An 18,680-nucleotide genomic window follows, 5' to 3' on the forward strand; every position below is an offset into this window, starting at 1 on the left:
AACCACACCGATACCGGAGGTCCTCACCTACTTCCGCTCACCACGCCGTTCACAACCTGTCAAAGAGTTACACCTAGCCCGCCGACGATGCGGTCCGCTCGGCGGTTGAATCGCCGCAAGAAAGTGGCGGCCGAATAGTTACGCAACTGATCCGCGCGTCGCGCCGGCGAAAGTTTCGCCGACTAGCTACTGTCCAGTAACATATGTGGGAATTGATGCCATAACGCGCGTGAACACGAGGAGGTCATGGCAGTGGAGGTGCTGGTTACCGGCGGAGACACGGACCTGGGGCGCACGGTGGCCGAGAGCTTCCGCGATGACGGCCACAAAGTGACCCTCGTGGGCGCACGCAGGAGCGATCTGGAGATCGCCGCCAAGGAGCTCGAGGTCGAGGCGATCGTCTGCGACACGACCGATCCGGCCAGCCTCGAAGAGGCCCGTCCCCTGTTCCCGCATCATCTGGACACCATCGTGAACGTGCCGGCGCCCACCTGGGATGCCGGCGACCCGCGCACCTACTCCATCGCAGACACGGCGAACGCCTGGCGCAATGCCCTTGACGCGACGGTGCTTTCGGCGGTGTTGACCGTGCAGGCCGTGGGTGATCACCTGCGCTCGGGCGGCTCCATCATCAGTCTGGTGCCGGAGAACCCGCCGGCGGGCAGCGCCGACGCCGCCATCAAGGCCGCCCTGTCCAACTGGACCGCCGGGCAGGCGGGCATTTTCGGCACCCGCGGAATCACGGTCAACGTGGTGGCGAGCGGGCGCAGCGCCGAGGCCGGCTACGACGGGCTGTCCCGCACACCGGCGCCGGTGGCCACGGAGGCCGCCCGGTTGGCGCTGTTCCTGACCACGTCGGCGGCGCGGCACATCACCGGCCAGACGCTGCACGTGAGTCACGGCGCGCTGGCTCGTTTCGCCTGAGGCGTAGCGCGCACCCTTCTCCCGGGCGGGGCCGATCGCTACGGTAATTCTCGTGGCTATTCGACTCGGTCTGCAGATTCCCAACTTCTCCTACGGCACCGGGGTTGAGCAACTCTTCCCCACCGTCATTGCCCAGGCCCGCGAGGCCGAATCCGCCGGATTCGACTCGGTTTTCGTGATGGACCACTTCTACCAACTGCCGATGCTGGGATCGCCGGATCAGCCGATGCTGGAGGCTTACACCGCCCTGGGGGCGCTGGCCACCGCCACCGAGCGGGTGCAGCTGGGCACCTTGGTCACGGGCAACTCGTACCGCAACCCATCCCTGCTCGCGAAGACCATCACCACGCTCGACGTGGTGAGCCAGGGCCGGGCGATCCTGGGGATCGGGACCGGATGGTTCCAGCTCGAGCACGATCAGCTGGGCTTCGAATTCGGCACCTTCACCGACCGGTTCAACCGGCTCGACGAGGCCCTGCAGATCATCCTGCCGATGATCAAGGGCGAGCGGGCCACCTTCTCGGGCAAGTGGTACCGAGCCGATGAGGCATTCGCCAATCCCCGCTTCCGGGACCACATTCCGCTGATGATCGGCGGCAGCGGCGAGAAGAAGACGATCCCGCTCGCCGCACGGCATTTCGACCACCTCAACGTGATCGCGGGTTTCGACGAGCTGCCGCGCAAATTGGACGCGGTGCGCCGCGCCTGCGAAGAGGTGGGCCGCGATCCGGCCACCCTGGAAACCAGCACGCTGACCACGGTGCTGATCGACGACAACGCGAGCCTCGACCAGATTCCCGCCGAGATGACGCAACGCATGGTGGTCGGCACCCCGGATTCGGTCGCCGATCAGATCAAGACCAAGGTGATCGACGCGGGCATCGACGGCGTGATCATCAACCTGCCCTTCTACACGCCCGGCGTCATCGAGGCGGCCGGCGCGGCGCTGCGTCCGCTCGTGGGGCTGTAGGGATTTCGGCGCCTTTGCGGACCGGTCGGTTGGACATGACGAGTATCACGTTCGACGACCAGCAGTGATACTGACGATGTGTTTGATTACACATGTTGCCAGCTAGGTTTGCGGGTATTCGCCTGACTAGCGTGGTGGTTAATTGCAGTCGCGCGTCCAGAAGCCCCCCGTCAGGAGCAGCGGAAACATGAGCCCCCAGCCAGGTACCACAGCTGGACCGGAGCGCCGTCACCAGGTCGTCATCATCGGCTCCGGGTTCGGTGGACTGAACGCGGCGAAGAAACTCAAGCACGCCAACGTCGACATCAAACTGATCGCCCGGACGACCCACCACCTCTTCCAGCCGCTGCTGTACCAAGTGGCGACGGGCATTGTGTCCGAAGGCGATATCGCGCCGCCCACCCGGGTCGTACTGCGCAGGCAGCGCAACGTTCAGGTGCTGCTCGGCGACGTCACCCACATCGATTTGGAGGGCAAGTTCGTGGTGTCCGACCTGCTCGGGCACACCTACGACACCCCCTACGACAGCCTGATCATCGCCGCCGGCGCCGGCCAGTCGTATTTCGGCAACGACCATTTCGCCGAGTTCGCGCCCGGCATGAAGTCGATCGACGACGCCCTCGAGGTGCGGGGGCGCATCCTCAGCGCGTTCGAACAGGCCGAGCGGTCTCGCGATCCGGAGCGGCGAGCCAAGCTGCTGACGTTCACCGTGATCGGGGCCGGCCCCACCGGCGTCGAAATGGCCGGGCAGATAGCAGAATTGGCGAAGGACACGTTGAGGGGCTCGTTCCGGCACATCGACTCGACGAAGGCGCGGGTGATCCTGCTCGATGCCGCGCCCGCCGTGCTGCCGCCGTTCGGCGACAAGCTGGGTCAGCGCGCCGCGGCCCGGCTGGAGAAGATGGGCGTGGAGATTCAGCTGGGCGCGATGGTCACCGACGTGGACCGCAACGGCATCACCGTCAAGGATTCCGACGGCACCGTCCGGCGCATCGAGTCGGCCTGCAAGGTGTGGTCCGCCGGCGTGTCAGCCAGCCCGCTGGGCCGCGACCTCGCCGAGCAGTCGTCGGTCGAACTGGACCGGGCGGGCCGGGTCAAGGTGCTGCCCGACCTGTCGGTCCCCGGCCACCCGAACGTGTTCGTCATCGGCGACCTGGCCGCCGTGGAAGGCGTGCCAGGCGTGGCGCAGGGGGCGATTCAGGGCGCCAAGTACGTCGCGAGCGCCATCAAAGCCGAACTCGGCGGTGCCAACCCGGCCGACCGGGAGCCGTTCCAGTACTTCGACAAGGGCTCCATGGCGACGGTGTCGCGGTTCTCCGCGGTGGCCAAGATCGGCCCCCTCGAATTCAGCGGCCTGTTCGCCTGGTTCGCCTGGCTGGTGCTGCACCTGGTCTACCTGGTCGGGTTCAAGACCAAGATCAGCACGTTGCTGTCCTGGACGGTGACGTTCCTCAGCACCCGTCGCGGCCAGCTGACCATCACCGAGCAGCAGGCGTTCGCGCGGACGCGGCTCGAACAGTTGGCGGTGGTCGCCGCGGAGACCAAGCGGCCGGCGGCCAGGCGGGCCAGCTAGCCGATCGCCGCTGGCAACCTCCAATGGGGTTGCCGGACAACGCGTTTTATCGCGGGCCGGTCGAGCCTGGATCAGCCCTCGCGGATCTCGAGATTCTGCAGCCGCACCTGACCGCGGGCGACCACGCGGTCGTCGCTGTCGGTGATGGTGACCAACCACAACTGCTGGCTACGGCCGCGGTGGATCGGCTCGACGCGGCCGTACACCATGCCCGAGCCGATGGAACGCAGAAAGTCGGTGTTGTTGTTGACGCCCACCACGTTTCCGCCGCCGCGGGTGGCCAGCCACGTGTAGGCGGCCACGCTGGCCATGCTCTCGATCATCGAGCAGTAAACGCCACCGTGAACCAAACCCATCGGCTGCAGCAGTTTGGGCGTGACCTCCAGCTGAGCCCGGGCACCGTCCGGGCTGAGTTCGGTGAATTGCAGCCCGATCTCGCGGTCGAAGGGTGCGGCGAAGTCCGGCGGGAGGATCGTTTTCTGCGGCTCTGGCACGTCCATGTGTCTACACCATGGCCTCCGCGCGCCGTCGGGGCGGATTCTGGCCCAAAAAACGGCTGAGCCCCGTGCCTCGAAGGCACGGGGCTCGCCGATCGAGTAGACCGGGGGTCTCTGCAGCCCTCAGGACTCTCACTCGGTCCGTTATCGCTCGACTCGGTTAGCATAGGCAAGGCTGCCCTAACTTTGCAAGGGGTATTGTTTTTCTTGTTCGCGGCGGGGCGTGCGGTGGCCGGCACAGTGATTTGTCAGCCTTTCGTACGACCGTCGGTAGTAAGCCGGAGTACGCTTGATCCGACGCTCAGGAGATGAACGAACTATGGCCAAACTGACACGGCTGGGGGATCTGGAACGGGCCGTCATGGACCATCTGTGGTCCACGCCCGAGCCTCAGACGGTTCGCCAGGTCCATGAGGCGTTGTCAGCACAGCGCGACCTGGCCTACACCACGATCATGACCGTGCTGCAACGGCTGGCCAAGAAGAACCTGGTCTCTCAGATCCGCGACGACCGCGCCCACCGGTACGCACCGGTGCACGGTCGCGATGAACTTGTCGCCGGACTCATGGTGGACGCGCTGGCCCAGGCCGAGGATTCCGGTGGCCGTCAGGCCGCGCTGGTGCACTTCGTCGAACGCGTCGGCGCCGACGAGGCGGAGGCGCTACGGCGCGCACTCGCCGAACTGGAAGCCAATCAACGCAATAACTCGCCATCTGCTGGCGCTGCACCGGAGGGCTGAGGGACACTAACTGTGTGTCCGCGCTGGCTTTCACCATTCTCGCGGTGCTACTGACCGGCCCGGCGCCGGCGATGTTGGCACGCGCGCGCTGGCCGCTGCGCGCTCCTCGCGCCGCCATGGTGCTCTGGCAAGCCGTCGCGCTGGCCGCGGTGCTGTCGGCGTTCAGCGCCGGCATCGCGATCGCCACCCGGGTCCTGGTGCCCGGCCGCGATGGGCGCCCCACGACCAGCATCGTCGGCGCCGCCGACCGCCTGGGCTGGCCGCTGTGGACGGTCTACATCAGCGTCTTCGCCCTGACCGTGCTGGTCGGCGCGCGGTTGATGGTCGCGGTGGTGCGGGTGGCGATCGCCAACCGGAAACGACGGGCCCACCACCGCATGGTGGTCGACCTGGTCGGAGTCGGCCACGGCGCCGCGCTGTCCCAGCCCTGCGCCCGCACGCGCGATCTCCGTGTGCTGGACGTCCCGCAACCGCTCGCCTACTGCCTGCCCGGCGTGCGCAGCCGGGTGGTGGTCAGCGAGGGAACGCTGAGCACACTGGCCGACCCCGAGGTCGAGGCGATCCTCACCCACGAGCGCGCCCACCTGCGGGCGCGGCACGACCTGGTGCTGGAGGCCTTCACCGCCGTCCACGCGGCCTTCCCGCGGCTGGTCCGCAGCGCCAACGCGCTCGGCGCGGTCCAGCTCCTGGTCGAGCTGCTCGCCGACGATGCGGCGGTCCGCGCCGCGGGTCGCGCTCCCCTGGCCCGGGCGCTGGTCGCGTGCGCATCGGGGCGTGCCCCGTCGGGCGCGCTCGCGGCCGGCGGCCCCAGCACGGTGGTCCGGGTGCGCCGGCTGGGCGGGCGCGGCAACAGCCCGCTGCTTTCGGCTGCCGCATACCTGGCCGCGGCCGCGGTGTTCGTGGTGCCCACCATCGCGCTGGCCGTTCCGTGGCTCACCGAGCTGGAACGCTTGTTCAACCTCTGACGCAGCCGAGGGCCGATCACCCCGGGCGCGCGATTGTTCGCTGTGCCACAGTGTCACCGAAAGCTTTTGCCGAAAAGTTCTCCACATTGAGAGGCGAAAACATGAGTTCGTCGGATGCCCACTCCTGTTCCAAGACCGGCACCGCACAGATCGGCGTCACGGGCCTGGCCGTGATGGGTTCCAACCTCGCCCGCAACTTCGCCCGGCACGGCTACACCGTCGCGCTGCACAACCGCTCGATCGCCAAGACCGATGCGCTGCTCAACGAGCACGGCGGCGACGGCGACTTCGTCCGCTCCGAGACGATCGAGGAGTTTCTGGACGCGCTGGAGAAGCCGCGACGGGTGATCATCATGGTCAAGGCGGGCGAGCCCACCGATGCCGTCATCAACGAGCTCGCCGACGCCATGGAAGAAGGCGACATCATCATCGACGGCGGCAACGCGCTCTACACCGACACCATCCGCCGCGAGAAGGCGATCCGCGAACGCGGCCTGCACTTCGTCGGCGCCGGCATCTCCGGCGGTGAGGAGGGTGCGCTCAACGGCCCGTCGATCATGCCCGGCGGCCCGGCCGAGTCGTACAAGTCGCTGGGCCCGCTGCTCGAGGAGATCTCCGCGCACGTCGACGGCGTGCCGTGCTGCACCCACATCGGTCCCGACGGCGCCGGTCACTTCGTCAAGATGGTGCACAACGGCATCGAGTACTCCGACATGCAGCTGATCGGCGAGGCCTACCAGCTCTTGCGCGACGGCCTGGGCAAGACCGCTCCCGAGATCGCCGACGTGTTCGCCGAGTGGAACAAGGGCGACCTGGACAGCTTCCTGATCGAGATCACCGCGCAGGTGCTGCGCCAGACCGACGCCAAGACCGGCAAGCCGCTGGTCGACCTCATCCTCGACGAGGCCGAGCAGAAGGGCACGGGGCGCTGGACCGTGAAGTCGGCGCTCGATCTCGGTGTGCCGGTGACCGGCATCGCCGAGGCCGTGTTCGCCCGCGCGCTGTCCGGCTCGGTCGCCCAGCGCAAGGCCACCACCGGCCTGGCCTCCGGCTGGCTGGGTGAGAAGCCAAGCGACGCAACGCAGTTCATCGACGACGTGAGCAAGGCGCTGTACGCGTCGAAGATCATCGCCTACGCGCAGGGCTTCAACCAGATCCAGGCCGGCAGCGCCGAGTACGACTGGGGCATCACGCCCGGCGACATGGCCACCATCTGGCGGGGCGGCTGCATCATCCGGGCGAAGTTCCTCAACCGGATCAAGGAGGCGTTCGACGAGAATCCCGACCTGCCGACCCTGATCGTCGCCCCCTACTTCCGCAGCGCCATCGAGGAATCCATCGAAGGCTGGCGCCGGGTCGTGGTGAAGGCCACCGAGCTCGGCATCCCGATCCCCGGCTTCGCCTCCGCGCTGTCCTACTACGACGCGCTGCGCACCGAGCGACTGCCGGCGGCACTCACGCAGGGCTTGCGGGACTTCTTCGGCGCACACACCTACGGGCGCATCGATGACGACCCGGACAAGCGCTTCCACACACTGTGGAGCGGCGACCGCTCCGAGGTGCCTGCGTAGCCGGGCGACAACAGAGGGGCTGAAGGGGGCTTGAGTTGGTGGGGCGACGGCGGTGAGGTTTCTCGACGGGCACCGGCCCGCATACGACCTGACGTACAACGACGTGTTCGTGATGCCGAACCGGTCGGAGGTCGCGTCGCGCTTTGACGTCGACCTGTCCACCGGTGACGGCTCGGGCACCACGATCCCGGTCGTCGTCGCCAACATGACCGCGGTGGCGGGCCGGCGGATGGCCGAAACCGTCGCGCGGCGTGGCGGACTCGTCATCTTGCCGCAAGATCTGCCGATCACCGCGGTGCAGCAGACGGTCGAGTTCGTCAAGAGTCGCGACCTGGTGCTCGACACCCCGGTGGTGCTCGGCCCCGACGACTCGGTGTCCGACGCGACGGCGCTGATCCACAAACGTGCGCACGGTGTCGCGGTGGTCGCCTTCGAGGGCCGCCCACTGGGCCTGGTGAGCGAATCGTCGTGCCTGGGCGTGGATCGCTTCACCCGCGTGCGCGACGTCGCGATGACCGACTTCGTCACGGCCCCGGTGGGCACCGAGCCGCGCAAGGTGTTCGACCTGCTCGAGCAGTCGGCCATCGGTGTCGCGGTCGTGACGAACGCCGACGGCACGCTGGCCGGCGTGCTGACCCGCACCGGCGCCATCCGCGCGGGCCTGTACACCCCGGCCGTCGACGCGCGCGGCCGGCTGCGGATCGGCGCGGCCGTCGGCATCAACGGGGACGTCGGCGCCAAGGCGCGGTCGCTGGTCGAGGCCGGCGTCGACCTGCTGGTCATCGACACGGCGCACGGGCATCAGGTCAAGACGATCGAGGCGATCCGGACGGTCGCGGGGCTGCAGCTGGGTGTGCCGCTGGCGGCGGGCAACGTCGTCTCGGCGGAAGGCACCCGTGACCTGCTGGACGCCGGGGCGAACATCGTCAAGGTCGGCGTCGGACCGGGCGCGATGTGCACCACCCGGATGATGACCGGCGTCGGCCGCCCGCAATTCTCCGCCGTCGTCGAATGCGCCTCGGCAGCAAGGGAATCAGGCGGACATGTGTGGGCGGACGGCGGCATCCGCCATCCCCGCGACGTGGCGCTGGCGCTGGCCGCCGGCGCGTCCAACGTGATGATCGGGTCGTGGTTCGCCGGCACGTACGAGTCGCCCGGCGACCTGATGCGCGACCGCGACGACCAGCCCTATAAGGAGAGCTACGGCATGGCCTCCAAACGCGCCGTGGTGGCGCGCAGCGGGGCGGACACCCCGTTCGATCGGGCCCGCAAGGCGCTGTTCGAGGAAGGCATTTCGACATCCCGGATGGGGCTGGATCCGGCCCGCGGCGGCGTCGAGGACCTGCTCGATCACATCACCTCGGGCGTGCGCAGCACCTGCACGTACGTCGGCGCGGCCAACCTGGCGCAGCTGTACGACCGGGCCGTGGTCGGCGTGCAATCGACCGCCGGCTTCGCCGAGGGGCATCCGCTGCCGCAAGGTTGGTGACACACCGGGGTAAGGCTAGCCTTGCCTAAGTTTGGCTGCTAACGTTCTGCGCCATGACCTCCTCCTCACCCGCATCTTCGACTTCCCCTTCCCCGGTCGACGCCGAGCTGCTGAGCATCCTGCGCGACGAGCTCAACGTCGACCCGTCCCGCGTGACGCCCGATGCGCGCCTCGTCGACGACGTCGGGCTCGACTCGGTGGCCTTCGCCGTGGGCATGGTGGCGATCGAAGAGCGGCTGGGCGTCTCCCTGTCCGAAGAGGAGCTGTTGAACTGCGACACGGTCGGCGACCTGCAGGACGCGATCGCCGCCAAACCTCGCGATGAGTGAACTGGCCGCGGCGCTGACGGACGCGATGGCGCCGGGTCGCCGCCCCGAACGTCGTCGGGCAAACTCCGCCGGCTGGAAGTCCGGCGTTCCTTGGAGGCGATGGACTAAGTGACGACAACAGCGGTGACGGCCGAGACATCCGACACCACCCTCGATGACTACCGGGCGCTGCTCGGCGGCGCGTTCGACGACCAAGTCCTGGCGTGGACAGCCGAAGCCGAAGCGCAGCAACGCTTTCCGCGTGAGCTGATCGAGCACCTGGGCGCCCGCGGCGTGTTCAGCGAGAAGTGGGGTACCGGGCAGCTGCCCGACGTGGCCAAGCTGGTCGAGCTGGCGCTCGCGCTGGGCCGGCTGTCGTCGGCCGGCATCGGGGTCGGGGTCAGCCTGCACGACTCGGCCATCTGCGTGCTGCGCCGATTCGGCAAGTCGGATTACCTCAAGGACATCTGCGAGCGGGCGATCCGCGGCCAGGCCGTGCTGTGCATCGGGGCCTCCGAAGAGTCGGGCGGCTCGGACCTGCAGATCGCTCGCACCGAGATATCTTCTCGCGACGGCGGTTTCGCTGTGCGCGGGATCAAAAAGTTCGTGTCGCTGTCCCCCATCGCCGATCACATCATGGTGGTGGCGCGCAGCGTCGACCAGGACCCGACCAGTCAACACGGCAACGTCGCGCTGATCGCGGTGCCGACCGCCCAGGTCAGCGTGCAGCGGCCCTACACCAAGGTCGGCGCCGGTCCGCTGGACACCGCCGCCGTGCACATCGATACCTGGGTGCCCGCCGACGCCCTGGTCGCACGCGCCGGCACCGGGCTCGCCGCGATCAGCTGGGGCCTAGCGCATGAACGGACGTCGATCGCCGGGCAGATCGCCGCGTCGTGCCAGCGGGCGATCGGAATCACGCTCGCCCGCATGATGACTCGTCGGCAATTCGGCCACACGCTGTTCGAGCACCAGGCGCTGCGGCTGCGCATGGCGGATCTGCAGGCGCGGGTCGATCTGCTGCGACACGGGCTGAACGGCATTGCGGCCCAGGGCCGGCTAGACCTGCGGGCGGCCGCGGGCATCAAGGTGACCGCGGCCCGCCTCGGCGAGGAAGTGATCTCGGAGTGCATGCATATCTTCGGCGGGTCGGGGTACCTCGTCGACGAGACGCCGCTGGGGTCATGGTGGCGCGACATGAAGCTGGCCCGCATCGGCGGCGGCACCGACGAGGTGCTGTGGGAGTTGGTGGCCGCCGGGATGGCGCCCGATTACAGCGGCTACGAATCCGTGGTCGGCGCCTCGAGCGCGTAGAGCGCCATGCGCCGGTTCGCCGTGTCGTATTCGCCGAGGAACTTGCAGCCGGCGTATTCGCACAACCGGCGCGCGGTGGTGTTGCGGTGATCGGGGTCGAACATGATCCGCCGGCACCGCGGCTCCGTCGAGAAGACGCTGGCCACGATCCGGGGCAACAGCATCGGGCCCAGGCCGCGGTTCACCAGGTTCAGGTCGGCGATGGCGGCGTGCAGCCCCAGGTCGTAGGGCTCGGCATCGTAATAGCGGGATATCAGATCCTTTGCGCCCCAATAGAGTTCGAGGTAGGCACGCGGTATGCCTCGCATGCTGCCGAGCAGCGGCAGCGAGTACGTCCCGTCCAGCTGGGCGCCGAGGTGCTGGCGCCACCGCGGCGCAGGCCAGTCGTACTCCCACGCCTGCGCGAGGTGCGGGCGGTTCATCCACTCGGTCACCATGTCCGCGTCCTCGAGCCGCGCCACCCGCAAGTCGAACGGTGGGTCGAGGGTGGGAACCGGTGGGCGGGGAATGCGCGCCACCTTGTCGGGAATGTCGAAGCGTTCGCGCGGGAGGACCTGGATGGACGGCGTCTGAGCGTCGGGCATAGTGCGCAGAGCGTACCTGAGTAAGGGTAGCCATACTTTAGTTGGCCCGGGGCGGCGGTCGAATCCCACCAGCCACCGCGTCGCCGGGGTTCGGCGGCGCCGTGCGGCCGCGGCCCGGGCTAGCATATGACAGCAAAGACGGACGCAACCGCGACCGCTCAGCCACCAGGCAGCGAAAGGATCGACGTGCCGCAGGCACCCGTGCCAGCCATCGGCTTGCGGGCGCACGGGCCGTCAGCCGAAACGCTCGATGCGGAGCCTCCTTCCGCGCCGCCACCGCTCATCAAGCCCGTCCCCTCGCCCGGCCGGCGGCGTTGTTCATGAACGTCACCGTCACCGTGATCAGCGTTGTGGCGATCGCGGTGCTCATCTTCGGCAACGCCGTCTTCGTCGCCGCCGAGTTCTCGCTGACCACCCTGGACCGCAGCGCGGTCGAGGCCAACGCGCGTGGCGGCGGACGCCGCGACCGCTGGATCCGTCACGCGCACCACCGGCTGTCGTTTCAGCTCTCAGGCGCCCAGTTGGGCATCTCGATCACCACGCTGGCCGCCGGTTACCTGACCGATCCGATGGTGCAGGACTTGCCGCACCCCTGGCTGGACGCGATCGGCATCCCCGACAAGGTCGGCGACGCGATCATGGCCTTCCTGGTGCTGGTGATCGTGACGTCGGTGTCGATGGTGTTCGGCGAGCTCGTGCCCAAGTACCTGGCGGTCGCGCGTCCGCTGTCGGCGGCCCGCGCCGTCGTCGGCGCCCAGCTGTTGTTCTCGCTGCTGCTCACCCCCGCGATCCGGCTGACCAACGGGGCGGCCAACTGGATCGTGCGCCGGCTCGGCGTCGAGCCGGCCGAAGAGCTGCGCTCGGCCCGGTCCCCGCAGGAGCTGCTGTCGCTGGTGCGTTCGTCGGCGCGCAGCGGCGCCCTCGACGCCGCGACGGCGGCGCTGGTGCGGCGCTCGTTGCAGTTCGGCGCCCTGAGCGCCGAGGAGCTGATGACGCCCCGGTCCAAGATCGTGGCGCTGCAGACCGACGACACGGTCGCCGACCTGGTGACCGCGGCGGCCGAGTCCGGATTCTCCCGCTTCCCGATCGTCGACGGCGACCTCGACGAGACGGTCGGCATCGTGCACGTCAAGCAGGTGTTCGCCATCCCGCGCACCGAACGCGCCCGCACGCGACTGATCACCGTGGCCCAACCCGTTCCGAAGGTGCCCTCGACCCTGGACGGCGACGCGGTGATGGCCGAGATCCGGGCCAACAACCTGCAGACCGCGCTGGTCGTCGATGAGTACGGCGGCACCGCGGGCATGGTGACCGTCGAGGACCTGATCGAGGAAATCGTCGGCGATGTCCGCGACGAGCACGACGACGCGACCCCGGACGTCGTGCCCGCCGGCTCCGGCTGGCGGGTCTCGGGCCTGCTGCGCATCGACGAGGTGGCCGCCGCCACCGGCTTTCGGGCGCCCGAAGGCCCCTACGAGACCATCGGCGGGCTGGTGCTGCGCGAGATCGGTCACATCCCGGTGGCCGGCGACACGGTCAAGCTGCCCGCGCTGGACTCCGACGGCCTGCTGGACACGGGGACACGCTGGCAGGCGACGGTGATCCGGATGGATGGCCGCCGGATCGACCTGCTCGAGCTGATCGAACTGAGCAGTCACGGTGACCTCCCCGCGGCCGGGGTGCGGCGATGAGCGACACGATGGGCCTGCTGCTGGCCTGCCTGTTGATCGGGGTGAACGCGTTCTTCGTCGGGGCGGAGTTCTCGCTGATCTCGGCGCGGCGCGACCGCCTCGAGGCGCTGGCCGAACAAGGCAAGGCCGCCGCGGTCACGGTGATCCGCGCCGGAGAGCAGCTGCCGTCCATGCTGGCCGGTGCCCAGTTGGGCGTCACGGCCGCGTCTCTGCTGCTCGGGCGGATCGGCGAGTCGGCGGTGTCGAATTTGCTGCGAACGGCACTGGGGCTCACCGGAATCCACCCGGCGCTGCTGCACACGTTGTCGTTCGCGATCGCGCTGGCCATCGTGGTGACGCTGCACGTGCTGCTGGGCGAGATGGTGCCGAAGAACATCGCGCTGGCCGGCCCGGAACGCACCGCGATGCTGCTCGTCCCGCCGTATCTGGCCTACGTGCGGGCCGCGCGGCCGTTCATCGTGTTCTACAACAAGTGCGCCAACCTGGTGGTGCGCGCGTTCGGCGTCGAACCCAAGGACGAGCTGGAGATCACAGTCTCCCCCGTCGAGCTCAGCGAGATGATCGCCGAATCGGAGTCCGAGGGCTTGCTGGACCCCGAGGAACGCAGCCGGCTCACCCGGGCGCTGCAAATTCGTCACCGCGTGGTCGGTGACGTGGCCGTCCCCCTCTCCGGCGTGCATGCGGTGCCGGTCGCCGCGGCGGGCTCGGGCCCCACGGTCGGGGCGGTCGAGCAGGCCCTGGCCCAGACGGGTTACTCGCGGTTCCCGGTGGCCAGTGCCGGCGGCGCCTTCCTCGGATACCTGCACATCAAGGACGTGTTGACGCTCGGCGACGATCCGCAGACCGTGATCGATCTGGCGAAGGTGCGCCCGCTGCCGCGGCTGTCCCAATCGCTGCCGCTGGCCGACGCCCTGTCCCGGATGCGCCGCAGCAACAGCCACCTGGCGCTGGTGACCGACGAAGTCGGAGCGGTGGTGGCCATGGTGGCCATGGAAGACCTGGTTGAAGACCTCGTCGGCACCATGCGCGACGCGTAGTCACACCGGCCTGGCCGGAATGACTTCGCCCAGCCCGTATGATCTTCACGGCTACCAGTTAAGAAAGTGCTGGAAGGCGCAGCATCGTCGGCGCGCGGAACATGCGTTGCTGGAACCACTTCCGGGTGCTCGCCGCAGCGTTGTTCTTGGAGCCGTCAGCGCGGCCTGACCTGCTGTGGCGAGTCGGGCGAATAACGCTTACCAGGCTGCGCTCGGTAGGCTTGTGACATTGCCAATCCGGCCCGACGACGGTCCGGTGCGGCCCATGACGGAGGAGAATCATGACTGATCGCGTGTCGGCGGGGAACTTGCGCGTCGCCCGAGTGCTCTACGACTTCGTGAACAACGAGGCGTTGCCCGGCACCGACATCGACCCGGACAGCTTCTGGGCGGGCGTCGACAAGGTGGTCACCGACCTCACCCCCAAGAACCAGGACTTGCTGCGCCGCCGCGACGAGCTGCAGGCCCAGATCGACAAGTGGCACCGGAGCCGTGTCATCGCCCCGCTCGACGTCGACGAGTACCGCCAGTTCCTCACCGAAATCGGTTACCTGCAACCCGAACCCGCGGACTTCACCATCACCACCTCCGGTGTGGACGACGAGATCACCACGACCGCCGGCCCGCAGCTGGTGGTGCCGGTGCTCAACGCGCGGTTCGCGCTGAACGCCGCCAACGCCCGGTGGGGCTCGCTCTACGACGCCCTGTACGGCACCGACGTCATCCCCGAAGACGACGGCGCCGAGAAGGGGACGAGCTACAACAAGGTCCGCGGCGACAAGGTGATCGCCTACGCGCGCAAGTTCCTCGACGAGGCGGTGCCCCTGGAATCCGGGTCGTGGGCCGACGCGACGGGCCTGTCCGTCGATGACGGCCGGCTCGAGGTCGCGACCGCCGACGGCTCCGTCGGCCTGGCCGACCCGGAGAAGTTCGCCGGCTACACCGGCGAGCTCGGCTCCCCCAACTGGTCGGTGTTGCTGGTCAACCACGGCCTGCACATCGAGATCCTGATCGACCCCGAATCGCCGATCGGCAAGACCGACTCCGCGGGCATCAAGGACGTCGTCCTGGAATCGGCGATCACCACGATCATGGACTTCGAGGACTCGGTGGCCGCCGTCGACGCCGACGACAAGGTGCTCGGCTACCGCAACTGGCTCGGGCTGAACAAGGGCGACCTGTCCGAAGAGGTCTCCAAGGACGGCAAGAGCTTCACCCGGGTGCTCAACGAGGACCGCACCTACAGCACACCCGACGGCGAGGGCGAACTGGTCCTGCCCGGCCGCAGCCTGCTGTTCGTCCGCAACGTCGGTCACCTGATGACCAACGACGCGATCGTCAGGAGCGAAGGCGACGAAGAAATAGAGGTGTTCGAGGGCATCATGGACGCCCTGTTCACCGGCCTGACCGCGATCCACGGGCTCAAGACCGGTGACGCGAACGGCCCGCTGGCCAACAGCCGCACCGGGTCCATCTACATCGTCAAGCCCAAGATGCACGGGCCCGAGGAGGTCGCCTACACCTGCGAGCTGTTCAGCCGCGTCGAGGACGTCCTGGGCCTGCCGCAGGGCACCCTGAAGGTCGGCATCATGGACGAGGAGCGACGCACCACCGTCAACCTCAAGGCATGCATCAAGGCCGCGGCCGACCGGGTCGTGTTCATCAACACCGGCTTCCTGGACCGCACCGGCGACGAGATCCACACCTCGATGGAGGCCGGGCCGATGATCCGCAAGGGCGCGATGAAGAACAGCACCTGGATCAAAGCCTACGAGGACGCCAACGTCGACATCGGCCTGGCGGCCGGCTTCAAGGGCAAGGCCCAGATCGGCAAGGGCATGTGGGCGATGACCGAGCTGATGGCCGACATGGTCGAGCAGAAGATCGGCCAGCCGAAGGCGGGCGCGACCACCGCGTGGGTGCCCTCGCCGACCGCGGCCACCCTGCACGCGATGCACTACCACTACGTCGACGTGGGCGCCGTGCAGGAGGAACTGGCCGGCCAGAAGCGCACCAAGATCGAGGAGTTGCTGACCATCCCGCTGGCCAAGGAGCTGGCCTGGGCTCCCGAGGAGATCCGCGAAGAGGTCGACAACAATTGCCAGTCCATCCTGGGCTACGTGGTGCGCTGGGTCGCGCAGGGCGTCGGCTGCTCGAAGGTGCCCGACATTCACGACGTGGCGCTGATGGAAGACCGTGCCACGCTGCGGATTTCGAGCCAGCTGCTGGCCAACTGGCTGCGCCACGGCGTGATCACCGAGGAGGATGTGCGGGCCAGCCTGGAGCGGATGGCCCCGCTGGTCGACGAGCAGAACGCCAAGGACGCGGCGTACTTGCCGATGGCGCCGAACTTCGACGACAGCCTGGCCTTCCTCGCCGCACAGGATCTGATCCTGACCGGAACGCAGCAACCCAACGGTTACACCGAGCCGATCCTGCACCGCCGTCGGCGTGAGGCCAAGGCACACGCCGCGCAGTCGAATTGAGCCTGCGCTCAAATCGGGTTCGAACGTGTAATAGTGCCGGCGATGACTAAAATCGGCGCCGAGCTAATGGATCGACGGAAAGGCCGCGGGCACTGCTATGGGTAGGCACAGTGCGCCCGACCCTGACGACTTCCTCGACGAGCCACCTCGCCACGACGTCGTCGACGAGCCGTCCCGCGGTGACGAGGCGGGACACCGTTACCGGGACGTCGGCGACGACGAGGACGCCGACCTCTACTCGGACGACGATGACTATTCGGTCGCGGGTGACTATTCGGTCGCGGGTGACTACTCGGTCCCGGGTGACTACTCGGACGAGGGTTACTACGCCGACGAGCGTCGCCATCCAGACGACGGGGGCTTCGCTGCGGACGACGATCTCTACGCGGCCGAGGATTCCTACGTAGACAGCGCCGCCGACGACTACCCGGAGTTTCCGTCGCGGTCCGCTGCCACGTCGAGCCCGGAGCCGCCGGCCTCGCCGTCGCTCTTCCGGGGTGGGCATCGCGGGCTCGCCGATCGGCTGGGCGGTCATCGCAGCGAGGGCGGCCGCCGCGGCGTCAGCATCGGCGTGATCGTGGCCCTGGTCGCGGTCGTCGTCGTGGTGGGATCGGTGATCCTGTGGAGCTTCTTCGGTGACGCGCTGTCCAAGCGATCGCACACGGCGGCGGGCCGCTGCTCGGGCGGCCAGGAGACGGTGGCCGTCGTCGCAGACCCGTCGATCGCCGATTCCGTCCAGCAATCAGCGGAAAGCTACAACAAATCCGCCGGGCCGATCGGCGACCACTGCATGGTGGTGAGCGTCAAGCCGGCCAACTCCGACGCCGTGCTGAACGGCTTCATCGGCAAGTGGCCCGCGGACCTGGGCGGCCAGCCGGCGCTGTGGATTCCGGGTAGCTCGATCTCGGCCGCCCGGCTGGCCGGGGCGACGGCCCAGAAGACGGTCACCGAGAGCCATTCGCTGGTGACCTCGCCGGTGGTGCTGGCCATCCGCCCCCAACTCGCCCCGGCCCTGTCCAACCAGAACTGGGCGGCGCTGCCCGGGCTGCAAACCAACCCGAATGCGTTGGCCGGGTTGAACTTACCCGCGTGGGGGTCGCTGCGGCTGGCGTTGCCGATGAACGGCAACGGGGACGCATCGTTTCTGGCCGGAGAGGCGGTGGCGGCCGCGTCGGTACCGCCCGGCGCCCCGGTGACGCAGGGCACCGGCGCGGTGCGCAGCCTGCTGAGCGCACAACCCAAGCTGGCCGACAACTCGCTCAACGAGGCGATGAACGCGCTGCTGAAGCCCGGCGACCCCACCACCGCGCCCGTGCACGCTGTCATCACCACCGAGCAGCAGCTGTTCCAGCGTGGCCAATCCTTGCCAGACGCCAAGGGCGCCTTGGGGTTCTGGCTGCCACCCGGCTCTGCCGCGGTGGCCGACTACCCCACCGTGCTGCTCAGTGGTTCCTGGCTCAGCCGGGAACAGGCCTCGGCGGCCAGCGAGTTCTCGCGTTTCATGCACAAGTCCGATCAGCTGGCCAAGCTGGCGAAGGCCGGCTTCCGCGTCAACGGGGTCAAACCGCCCAGCAGTCCGGTCACCGACTTCCCGGCGCTGCCGGCCGCGCTGTCGGTGGGCGACGAGCCGATACGGGCCACCCTCGCCGAGGCGATGGCGAGCCCGTCGAGCGGACAGGCCACGACCGTCATGCTCGACCAGTCGATGCCCGGCCAGGAGGGCGGGAAGTCCCGGCTGGCCAACGTGGTCGGGGTGTTGCAGGACAAGATCAAGGCGCTGCCCGGCACGGCGGTGGTGGGGCTGTGGACGTTCGACGGCCACGAGGGCCGCTCCGAGGTGGCGAGCGGCCCGCTGTCCGACGCCGTCAACGGCCAGCCGCGTTCGGCTGCGCTGGCCGCCGCGCTGGACAAGCAGTACTCGTCGGGCGGCGGCGCGGTGTCCTTCACCACGCTGCGGATGCTCTACCAGGAAATGCAGGCCAACTACCATGCGGGACAGACGAATTCGATCCTGCTGATCACCTCGGGACCGCACACCGACCAGACGCTGGATGGGCCGGGGCTACAGGATTTCATCCGCAAGAGCGCCGATCCGGCCAAACCCATTGCGGTGAATGTCATCGACTTCGGCGCCGACCCGGACCGGACGACCTGGGAAGCGGTCGCCCAGCTCAGCGGCGGTGGCTATCAGAATCTCGCGACGTCGGCGTCCCCCGATCTCGCGTCGGCGGTCAACGCCTTTCTGAGCTGACGGCGCGAGTCGCCGCGGCCGTGCCGCGTGGCGCCCGGCGCGTTCGGTGATAGACGGATCGGTTCGGCTTACCGGCGATGGCGGCTCCGCCACGCGCCCGGCGCTCGCGAAATCTGCAGGTCGGACGCGGCGAAAGGCATGGCCGCCTTGCCGATCCCGACCGAATCTCTCGCCGTCTCTGTCAAATGATGACGGACTGTGCCACACTCGACGATAGAATTCGGCTGAGTTTCTATCAGGCGCGAGGCTCCGCGGACGCGCCCGAATTCGTTCGAGGTCGA

At 68.3% G+C, this 18,680-nt stretch carries 15 protein-coding genes and 1 pseudogene; 14 read left to right on the forward strand and 2 right to left on the reverse strand.

The window, feature by feature from the left end:
• The first annotated feature begins 246 nt into the window (after positions 1-246).
• From ACYQ8K_RS25295 to ACYQ8K_RS25305, 3 genes are all read left to right on the forward strand, one after another.
• On the forward strand, positions 247-924 hold the full coding sequence (locus tag ACYQ8K_RS25295) for an SDR family oxidoreductase (protein WP_459973367.1): 678 nt from the start codon (positions 247-249) through the stop codon (positions 922-924).
• Between the two features lie 52 nt (positions 925-976).
• Positions 977-1,894, forward strand: a complete 918-nt coding sequence (locus tag ACYQ8K_RS25300; RefSeq protein ID WP_459973369.1) for an LLM class F420-dependent oxidoreductase — start codon at positions 977-979, stop codon at positions 1,892-1,894.
• A gap of 187 nt (positions 1,895-2,081) precedes the next feature.
• The gene (locus tag ACYQ8K_RS25305; protein WP_459973371.1) at positions 2,082-3,467 is read left to right on the forward strand and encodes an NAD(P)/FAD-dependent oxidoreductase; all 1,386 of its coding nucleotides are present in this window, start codon (positions 2,082-2,084) and stop codon (positions 3,465-3,467) included.
• 71 nt (positions 3,468-3,538) lie between these two features.
• On the opposite strand, the gene ACYQ8K_RS25310 is transcribed toward ACYQ8K_RS25305, so the two are convergent.
• Positions 3,539-3,967 carry a PaaI family thioesterase gene (locus ACYQ8K_RS25310; RefSeq protein ID WP_459973373.1) on the reverse strand — a complete coding sequence of 143 codons (429 nt, stop codon included), beginning with the start codon at positions 3,965-3,967 and terminating at the stop codon, positions 3,539-3,541.
• Positions 3,968-4,283: 316 nt separating this feature from the next.
• Here ACYQ8K_RS25310 and ACYQ8K_RS25315 point away from each other — a divergent pair, with 316 nt between their 5' ends.
• The 7 genes and pseudogenes from ACYQ8K_RS25315 (at position 4,284) to mbtN (ending at position 10,350) form a co-directional block, all read left to right on the forward strand.
• Positions 4,284-4,703, forward strand: a complete 420-nt coding sequence (locus ACYQ8K_RS25315) for a BlaI/MecI/CopY family transcriptional regulator (protein WP_007771350.1) — start codon at positions 4,284-4,286, stop codon at positions 4,701-4,703.
• A gap of 14 nt (positions 4,704-4,717) precedes the next feature.
• Positions 4,718-5,668, forward strand: a complete 951-nt coding sequence (locus ACYQ8K_RS25320) for a M56 family metallopeptidase (RefSeq protein WP_459973375.1) — start codon at positions 4,718-4,720, stop codon at positions 5,666-5,668.
• A gap of 101 nt (positions 5,669-5,769) precedes the next feature.
• Positions 5,770-7,239, forward strand: a complete 1,470-nt coding sequence (gene gndA / locus ACYQ8K_RS25325; protein WP_459973376.1) for an NADP-dependent phosphogluconate dehydrogenase — start codon at positions 5,770-5,772, stop codon at positions 7,237-7,239.
• A 52-nt stretch (positions 7,240-7,291) separates the two neighbouring features.
• Positions 7,292-8,728 (forward strand): GuaB1 family IMP dehydrogenase-related protein, encoded by a 1,437-nt coding sequence (locus tag ACYQ8K_RS25330; protein ID WP_459973378.1) that lies wholly within the window; start codon positions 7,292-7,294, stop codon positions 8,726-8,728.
• 53 nt (positions 8,729-8,781) lie between these two features.
• Complete coding sequence (locus ACYQ8K_RS25335; protein WP_459973379.1) at positions 8,782-9,057, forward strand: acyl carrier protein; 276 nt, start codon at positions 8,782-8,784, stop codon at positions 9,055-9,057.
• A 33-nt stretch (positions 9,058-9,090) separates the two neighbouring features.
• A pseudogene (locus ACYQ8K_RS25340) lies at positions 9,091-9,165 on the forward strand (hypothetical protein); the annotation flags it as partial.
• A gap of 15 nt (positions 9,166-9,180) precedes the next feature.
• A complete protein-coding gene (gene mbtN, locus ACYQ8K_RS25345; RefSeq protein WP_459973416.1) occupies positions 9,181-10,350 on the forward strand; it encodes a mycobactin biosynthesis acyl-ACP dehydrogenase MbtN in 1,170 nt (389 codons plus the stop codon).
• Here the strand turns inward: mbtN and ACYQ8K_RS25350 are convergent.
• Positions 10,317-10,934: a GNAT family N-acetyltransferase gene (locus tag ACYQ8K_RS25350; protein WP_459973380.1), complete on the reverse strand. Its 618-nt coding sequence runs from the start codon at positions 10,932-10,934 to the stop codon at positions 10,317-10,319. The genes mbtN and ACYQ8K_RS25350 overlap by 34 nt on opposite strands.
• A 320-nt stretch (positions 10,935-11,254) precedes the next feature.
• Between ACYQ8K_RS25350 and ACYQ8K_RS25355 the strand changes: the two genes are divergently transcribed.
• The 4 genes from ACYQ8K_RS25355 to ACYQ8K_RS25370 all read left to right on the forward strand — a co-directional run bounded on the left by ACYQ8K_RS25355 (position 11,255) and on the right by ACYQ8K_RS25370 (position 18,399).
• Positions 11,255-12,625, forward strand: coding sequence for a hemolysin family protein (locus ACYQ8K_RS25355; RefSeq protein ID WP_459973381.1), 1,371 nt, complete (start codon positions 11,255-11,257; stop codon positions 12,623-12,625).
• Positions 12,622-13,662, forward strand: coding sequence for a hemolysin family protein (locus tag ACYQ8K_RS25360; RefSeq protein ID WP_459973382.1), 1,041 nt, complete (start codon positions 12,622-12,624; stop codon positions 13,660-13,662). Before ACYQ8K_RS25355 ends, ACYQ8K_RS25360 begins: the two co-directional genes overlap by 4 nt.
• A gap of 281 nt (positions 13,663-13,943) precedes the next feature.
• A complete protein-coding gene (locus ACYQ8K_RS25365) occupies positions 13,944-16,148 on the forward strand; it encodes a malate synthase G (protein ID WP_459973383.1) in 2,205 nt (734 codons plus the stop codon).
• A 97-nt stretch (positions 16,149-16,245) separates the two neighbouring features.
• A complete protein-coding gene (locus ACYQ8K_RS25370) occupies positions 16,246-18,399 on the forward strand; it encodes a hypothetical protein (RefSeq protein WP_459973385.1) in 2,154 nt (717 codons plus the stop codon).
• Positions 18,400-18,680: the final 281 nt, after the last annotated feature.

Source organism: Mycobacterium sp. MUNTM1 (assembly GCF_054660795.1).

Coding starts and splice junctions, on each gene's coding strand:
- ACYQ8K_RS25335 (WP_459973379.1), top strand. CDS start 8,782: ATGACCTCCTCCTCACCCGCATCTTCGACTTCCCCTTCCCCGGTCGAC.
- ACYQ8K_RS25350 (WP_459973380.1), bottom strand. CDS start 10,934: ATGCCCGACGCTCAGACGCCGTCCATCCAGGTCCTCCCGCGCGAACGC.
- ACYQ8K_RS25365 (WP_459973383.1), top strand. CDS start 13,944: ATGACTGATCGCGTGTCGGCGGGGAACTTGCGCGTCGCCCGAGTGCTC.
- ACYQ8K_RS25360 (WP_459973382.1), top strand. CDS start 12,622: ATGAGCGACACGATGGGCCTGCTGCTGGCCTGCCTGTTGATCGGGGTG.
- ACYQ8K_RS25315 (WP_007771350.1), top strand. CDS start 4,284: ATGGCCAAACTGACACGGCTGGGGGATCTGGAACGGGCCGTCATGGAC.
- ACYQ8K_RS25310 (WP_459973373.1), bottom strand. CDS start 3,967: ATGGACGTGCCAGAGCCGCAGAAAACGATCCTCCCGCCGGACTTCGCC.
- ACYQ8K_RS25295 (WP_459973367.1), top strand. CDS start 247: ATGGCAGTGGAGGTGCTGGTTACCGGCGGAGACACGGACCTGGGGCGC.
- ACYQ8K_RS25305 (WP_459973371.1), top strand. CDS start 2,082: ATGAGCCCCCAGCCAGGTACCACAGCTGGACCGGAGCGCCGTCACCAG.
- gndA (WP_459973376.1), top strand. CDS start 5,770: ATGAGTTCGTCGGATGCCCACTCCTGTTCCAAGACCGGCACCGCACAG.
- ACYQ8K_RS25355 (WP_459973381.1), top strand. CDS start 11,255: ATGAACGTCACCGTCACCGTGATCAGCGTTGTGGCGATCGCGGTGCTC.
- ACYQ8K_RS25370 (WP_459973385.1), top strand. CDS start 16,246: ATGGGTAGGCACAGTGCGCCCGACCCTGACGACTTCCTCGACGAGCCA.